This window comes from uncultured Rikenella sp. (genome assembly GCF_910579375.1).
Classification (GTDB): Bacteria; Bacteroidota; Bacteroidia; order Bacteroidales; family Rikenellaceae; genus Rikenella.
Window position 1 is genome coordinate 1 of sequence record NZ_CAJTUJ010000103.1, and the last position, 6,780, is coordinate 6,780.

General features: G+C 61.1%; 3 protein-coding genes. All 3 read left to right on the forward strand.

Going from position 1 to position 6,780, the window contains the following annotated elements:
• Positions 1-1,072: 1,072 nt before the first annotated feature.
• The 3 genes from der to QZ302_RS07810 all read left to right on the forward strand — a co-directional run bounded on the left by der (position 1,073) and on the right by QZ302_RS07810 (position 6,628).
• Positions 1,073-2,398, forward strand: coding sequence for a ribosome biogenesis GTPase Der (der, locus tag QZ302_RS07800; RefSeq protein ID WP_294594245.1), 1,326 nt, complete (start codon positions 1,073-1,075; stop codon positions 2,396-2,398).
• A 409-nt stretch (positions 2,399-2,807) separates the two neighbouring features.
• Entirely contained in the window at positions 2,808-3,266 is a 459-nt protein-coding gene (locus QZ302_RS07805; RefSeq protein ID WP_294594247.1) for a hypothetical protein, read from the forward strand.
• Positions 3,267-3,304: 38 nt separating this feature from the next.
• Positions 3,305-6,628: a glycoside hydrolase family 2 TIM barrel-domain containing protein gene (locus QZ302_RS07810; RefSeq protein WP_294594249.1), complete on the forward strand. Its 3,324-nt coding sequence runs from the start codon at positions 3,305-3,307 to the stop codon at positions 6,626-6,628.
• Positions 6,629-6,780: the final 152 nt, after the last annotated feature.

Below are 6,780 nucleotides of genomic sequence, written 5' to 3' on the forward strand. Positions count from 1 at the left end.
GCGGGCCGAAGCCTCCGACCGCGGAGGCCCGCAACTGACGTTGCTTTTGGGCCCCGCAGGCTTCGACCCGCTAAGTCAATGGCATTTTCGCAACCTTTGCAAGCTCGGTTGCGCCCCCGCTGGCGGCGAACTGCTAAAACTGAGAGCGAGTAGCGCGATTCGTAGGATCGCCGGCCTTGTCGCCCAGGCGCGGAGCGCCTCGGGGGGATGCGCGACAGGCCGAACCCGGCAGCCTTGGGCGATGAATGGGTTGTTGCTTTTGCGACCCGCAGGGTCGCCGGGCCTGCGCGCTGGGCCTTCGGCCCACACCCGGAGCGCGCAGCCCGAACCCGACAGAATAGGGGATCGCAAAACGGGTCGGAGCCAGCGTGGCCGGAAATGAGCTCTGCGACGTTGCAGGCCTACGCCGGCTCCGGCCCGGGCGGTTCTTCGAACCGCAAGAATATGAAAAGGGGCAAGCCCGGGTTCTAAGTTCCCAATCGGTTCTGTCGAAAGCTCTCTTGCCCGTTTATTCCGAGAGGCAGCGCAACTGAAAACCGTAGGCGCGGTGGTTCGCGTAGCTGGGATAGAGCCACGTCACGCCGAAACTCAAGTACATGCCATTGGTACCGCTGACCGTGGAAGCCCAGCTGTAACCGTAGTAGCCGACGTCCGTCAGAGCGCCCAATCGCCCATTATTGCCCGCGTCGCGGAAGCCCGGGGCGGGGCGAACTCACGACGCTGCCCCCACGCGCGCACAAAACAAAAGCAGGACAGTCCGTCACGGCCTGTCCTGCTTTCCGCTTCCGGGAACCACCCCGAAAGCTACTAACCCAAACTCTTTTTATGAAAAGAAGCAATTTGTTTCCAAACTGCCACCTCCCTAAATCGATGGTACAAAGGTAAAACACCCATTTCGAATTACAAAATTATTTTCGTAAATTTTTAAAAAATTTTAATAACAAACTTCTATACACCTAAAATACAGAGACTTACGATCCACCTCGCCGATAACGAAATTTTCCGTACCTTTGCCTACATGCCTGCCCGAGCCGCTACGCACGGGCCGAATAATCACAACTGAAAAATCGTTATGGGAAATATCGTAGCCATCGTCGGACGGCCCAACGTCGGGAAAAGCACCCTCTTCAACCGGCTCGTGGGGATGCGGCAAGCCATTGTCGACGCCACGGAAGGCACCACCCGAGACCGACACTACGGAACCACGGACTGGAACGGACGCGAGTTTACCGTCATCGACACCGGCGGTTTCACGGTCAATTCGGAGGACGTTTTCGAACAGGCCATCTGCCGGCAGGTGAAACTGGCGATCGAAGAGGCCGACGAACTGATCTTCATGGTGGACGTCGAGACGGGAATCACCGACCTCGACCTACGGATGGCCAACATGCTCCGGCGACAGGACAAACCGGTGCACCTGACAGTCAATAAGGTGGACAATACGATGCGGCAGACCGAAGCCTACGAATTCTACTCCCTCGGGCTGGGCGATCCGATCACCATCAGCTCGATGACCGGATCGGGAACCGGCGAGCTGCTCGACGCCGTGGTGGCGGCGCTCCCGCCCGAAACCGACACCGAAACGGCTGTGGAAGAGGCGGATACGGCGGTTCCGAAAATCGCCATCGTCGGACGGCCCAACGTCGGAAAATCGTCGCTGACCAACGCCTTGCTGGGCGAAGAGCGGAACATCGTCACCCCGATCGCCGGGACGACGCGGGACGCGATCCACACCTATTATAATAAGTACGGGATGGAATTTCACCTGGTCGACACCGCGGGGCTGCGCAAAAAACAGAAAGTGACGGACGACCTGGAGTTCTACTCGGTGATGCGGACGATCCGGGCCATCGAAGATTGCGACACGGCGGTGCTGATGCTCGACGCGTCGCAGGGGGTCGACGCGCAGGACATGAACATCTTCCACCTGATCGTGAAGAACCGCAAGGGGTGCGTCATCGCGGTCAACAAGTGGGACACGGTGCCGGACAAGCAATCCAACACGATGAAGGAGTACACGGAACAGATCCGGCAGCGGCTGGCACCGTTCGACGACGTGCCGATCGTCTTCACGTCGGTGACCGAGAAACAGCGGATCTTCGACGTCCTCAAGACGGCGCTGCGGGTGTGCGAAAACCGGAAACGGCGCATTCCGACGGCCGTGCTCAACGAATTTATCCTGCCGATCATCGAACAGACCCCACCGCCGAGCATCAAGGGGAAGTACATCCGGATCAAGTACGCGATGATGCTGCCGACACCGACGCCGCAATTCGCCTTTTTCGTCAACCTGCCGCAGTACGTCAAGGATTCGTACCGGCGTTTTCTCGAAAACCGGATCCGGGGGGAGTGGGATTTCACCGGGGTGCCGATGCAGATCTACTTCCGGCAGAAATAGGACGGGACAGGTCGACAGGGGTTCAGCAAGCGCACGCAGAACCGGACGAAGCTGCCGCAGCGAAACGCAGTTTCGCCCGTCCACGGGACATGGGACTCGGTCGTTACTTATGTTATAGTCCACGCGCGAACAGAGAACGGGGGTAGAGGCGGCCAGCAAAACGCCCGATAGGCGCGCCCCGGGCTACCGCGAGAGAGCCAATGGCGGGCTGAGCTACGTCGGCAACAGCGGGTTCAGCTATTCGTCGTCGGTGAGCGGCAGCAATGGGATGTACTTGAATTTCACCGTGACAAGCCTCAATCCCAGCAACGCGAACAACCGCGCCTACGGTCTTCAGTTGCGGTGCCTCTCGGAATAAACGGAAGACCGAAAACACCACACACAGACAAATATGAAAATCTTACCGTATATGAAAACCTTACGAATCGGCACCCTCGCCGGACTGCTCCTGCTGACCGGCACCCTGACCGCTCAGGCACAAGGCCGGCGCGGCTGCTGCGGCGGAAACGGCTGGCGGCAGACCGCCGCTCAACGGCAGAACACGGCACGGCGGTCGGCGGATACCTGTTACTACTACGGCTGCGCACTGAGGCAGGGGGCGACCGCAGTTGACAATCGGGAGAGATACTGTCCTCTGGCCGACAGCTGCTACCGGCGGGAACCGTGCGCCGTTCGGCAGGGAGCTTCTTGTCCGGCGGGTTATGACTGCCGCGAAGGTTATTGCCGATACGACAACCGTACCGCAAAAGCACAACCGGCGAATCGACGCGGATACCGCATGCACCGCTACGGATGCGACCGCGCCGTTGCCGTGCGGCGGGACGCACGGCCTTGCACGACCGACTACTGCTACCGAAACGGTCGATAACCCCTCGTATTTTATCCATGCACAACGAACCCAGACATATGACCTTGAAGACCCAACTGTTCATCCTGTCGGCCGCGGTCGGCCTTTCGACTTTCGGCACGGCTTACGGCCAGCTGCCGCCGACCCGGTGGCAATTCGGCGAAAACGACCGCGAAAACGCGACTGCCACGGCTGCCGTGCCGGAGTGGCAGAACCCCGAAATCGCACACGTGGGGCGGGAGACGCCGCGGGCATACTTCATGTCCTACCACAACCGCGACCTCGCCGCGGCGAACGACTACACCACCTCGGAACATTACATCTCGCTCAACCGGCCGTGGCAGTTCAAGTGGCTGCCGGATCACCGGGAGCGGCCCGCGGACTTCTACAAACCGGAGTTCGACGCCTCGGGCTGGGACACGCTGGCCGTGCCGGCCACGTGGGAGGTCAATGGGTACGGAGACGCGATCTACACCAACCAGCCTTACGAGTTCGCGCCGTACAAACCGACCCCGCCGCAGCTGCCGGCGGCCAATGAAGTGGGGCTCTACCGGACGACCTTCGAGGCGCCGCTCGTGCTGAAAGACCGCGACGTCTACCTGCACATCGGCGGCGCCAAGTCCGGCGTGATCGTCTACCTCAACGGCCACAAGGTCGGATACAGCGAAGACTCGAAGGACGCCGCGGAGTTCAAACTCAACCGCTACCTGCGCGAGGGAACCAACGTCCTGGCGCTGGAAATCTACCGCTGGAGCACGGGGTCGTATCTGGAGTGTCAGGACTTCTGGCGGCTCAGCGGGATCGAACGCGGCGTCTACATCTACTCGCAGCCCAAGACGCACATTGAAGACTTCTACATCGTCTCGACCCTCGACTCGACCTACACCGACGGGATCCTGAACGTGGATGTGGCGATGGTCAACAACTTCATCCGGCCGTCGGGGCCGGTACAGGTCTGGTTCGAGCTGGAGGACGCCCAGGGGCGGATGGTCGACTACTCGTATCAGGAGATCGAACTCGACGGCTACGGACGCGACACGGTGCGGTTCCGGCGGACAGCGCGAAACAACGCCGACGCCTTCCGGAACGTCCGCCGATGGAGCGCAGAGGATCCGTACCTCTATAACCTCGTGTTGAAAATTCGGCACAACGGGCGATTCGTGGAGTACACCAGCGCGCGGATCGGGTTCCGTACCAGCGAGATCAAGGGGAACAAATACTATGTGAACGGCCGGCCGGTCTACATCAAGGGGGTCAACTACCACGAGCACCACGAGAAGAACGGCCACGTGCTCGACGAGGCGACGATCCGCGAAGACTTCCGGCTAATGAAGGCCAACAATATCAATGCGATACGTTTGTGCCACTACCCGCAGCAGCGGCGGTTCTACGAGCTGGCCGACGAATACGGTTTCTACCTCTGCAACGAGGCCAACATCGAGTCGCACGGGATGGGATACGACCTGGCGCAGGGAAAGACCTTGGGCAATAATCCGCTGTGGCTCACGAAACACATGGATCGGACGCAGAACATGTACCACCAGACCAAGAACTTCCCGAGCGTGATGTTCTGGAGCCTGGGGAACGAGGCGGGCAACGGGTATAACTTCTACGAGACCTACCTGTGGCTCAAGGGGATGGACACGCTTCGTCCGGTGCAGTACGAACGGGCGCTGCTGGAGTGGAACACGGACATCTTCTGTCCGCAGTATCCCTCGGCGGCGACCTTCGCCCAGTGGGGGCGGTCGGAGACCGACCGGCCGTACATCGCATCGGAGTATGCCCATGCGATGGGGAACTCGACAGGCGGGTTCCGGGACATGTGGGAGGCGATCTACGGCTCGCCCAACCTTCAGGGGGGCTTCATCTGGGACTGGGTCGACCAGGGGCTGCTGGTCGAGGATACGACTACAGGCAACAGCTATTGGGCCTACGGGGGCGACTTCGGCACCGACCGGCCGTCGGACGGAAACTTCCTCTGCAACGGGCTGGTCAATCCCGACCGGACGCCGCATCCCGGGATCGCCGAGGTGAAGAAGATGTACCAGTACGTCTGGTTCCGACCGGTGGATCTGGCGACCGGGCAGTTCGAGGTGGAGAACCGGTACGACTTCACGCCGCTGTCGAAATACACGGTCAAATACACCGTGACGGCCAACGAGCGGACGGTGCGACAGGGGACGCTGACCAACCTGAACCTCGCGCCGGGCGAGAAGAAGATCGTGACGGTGCCGTTGAACGGCTTGGCGGTGCAGCCGGGGACGGAGTACTTCGTGAACTTCACGGTGGCCCTCAAGGCGGCCGACGGGCCGTTGAAAGCGGGGGATGTGGTGGCGACCGAACAGTTCGCACTAGATCACCTGCGGGGGGCGAAACGCACCTACTCGGCGCCGGGACAGGTGATCGTCGACGCGGGACAGAACAAAATCGAGGTGGTCGGTTCGGGCTTCGGTCTGACGATCAACAAAACGACCGGCACGATCGTCTCGTATCGCGTCGGGAGCGTGGAATACGTGCAAGACGGGTTCGGCCTGCAACCCAACTTCTGGCGGGCGCCGACCGACAACGACTACGGCAGCCGGATGCCGAGCCGGATGCAGGTGTGGAAAGGGGCTTCGCAGGAGCCGACGGCTGCATCGGTGGCGGCTGAGTCCGAGGGGAATACGGCTGTGGTGACGGTGCGGTACGACCTGCCGGAGGGGTGCGGCCTGACGGTGACCTATCGGGTCTATCCGACGGGGGCGGTGCACGTGGGGTATGCGTTCAAGGGCAATCCGGAGTCGAAGAGCGAGCTGCCGCGCGTGGGGATGCGGATGCGGCTGCCGGCGGATATGGCGACGCTGCAATACTTCGGACGGGGGCCGGAGGAGAATTATCAGGATCGCAACTACGGCACGAACGTGGGGCTCTACCGCAGCAATGCGGCGTTGGAGAACTTCGACTACGTGCGGCCTCAGGAGACGGGACACCACACCGACACGCGGTGGCTGGCGCTCACGCGGCTGCGCGGTCAGGGGCTGCTGGTGGAGGCGGACTCGCTGCTGGAGTTCAACGCCTTGCGGAACGCAGTGGAAGATTTCGACGGTCAGGAGAGCGACAAGCCGTACCAGTGGAACAACTACCGGTCGGACGAAGACCATTCGGAGGCTGCGGGACGGAACATCAAGCCGAAACAGACGCACATCGACGACATCACGCCGCGAGAGTTCGTGGAGTTGTGTCTCGACTACCGGATGATGGGGCTCGGGGGGGACGACAGTTGGTGGTCTCAGCCTTACGCGCAGTATCGGCTGCCGGCGAATCGGGATTACACGTGGGGTTTCACGCTGGTGCCGCTTCGGAGCAGCACGAACGTGCAGCGTCAGGCGGGGTTCCGGTACTGAGATAAGGCTTTCGTTCCGGTCTGACTTTACGCGGGCGACCGACCTCGATCAGCCTTTGACCGGTACCTTCCCGTACTACTCGGATGGGGTTCCCGGTGAAAAATACGGCGCAGGGAACTACAAAGCCACCAACGGTCGTCTCTACAAGGTAA

Excerpts from the sequence above, each read along its gene's own strand:
- der (WP_294594245.1), top strand. The coding sequence starts at position 1,073 with ATGGGAAATATCGTAGCCATCGTCGGACGGCCCAACGTCGGGAAAAGC.
- QZ302_RS07805 (WP_294594247.1), top strand. The coding sequence starts at position 2,808 with ATGAAAACCTTACGAATCGGCACCCTCGCCGGACTGCTCCTGCTGACC.
- QZ302_RS07810 (WP_294594249.1), top strand. The coding sequence starts at position 3,305 with ATGACCTTGAAGACCCAACTGTTCATCCTGTCGGCCGCGGTCGGCCTT.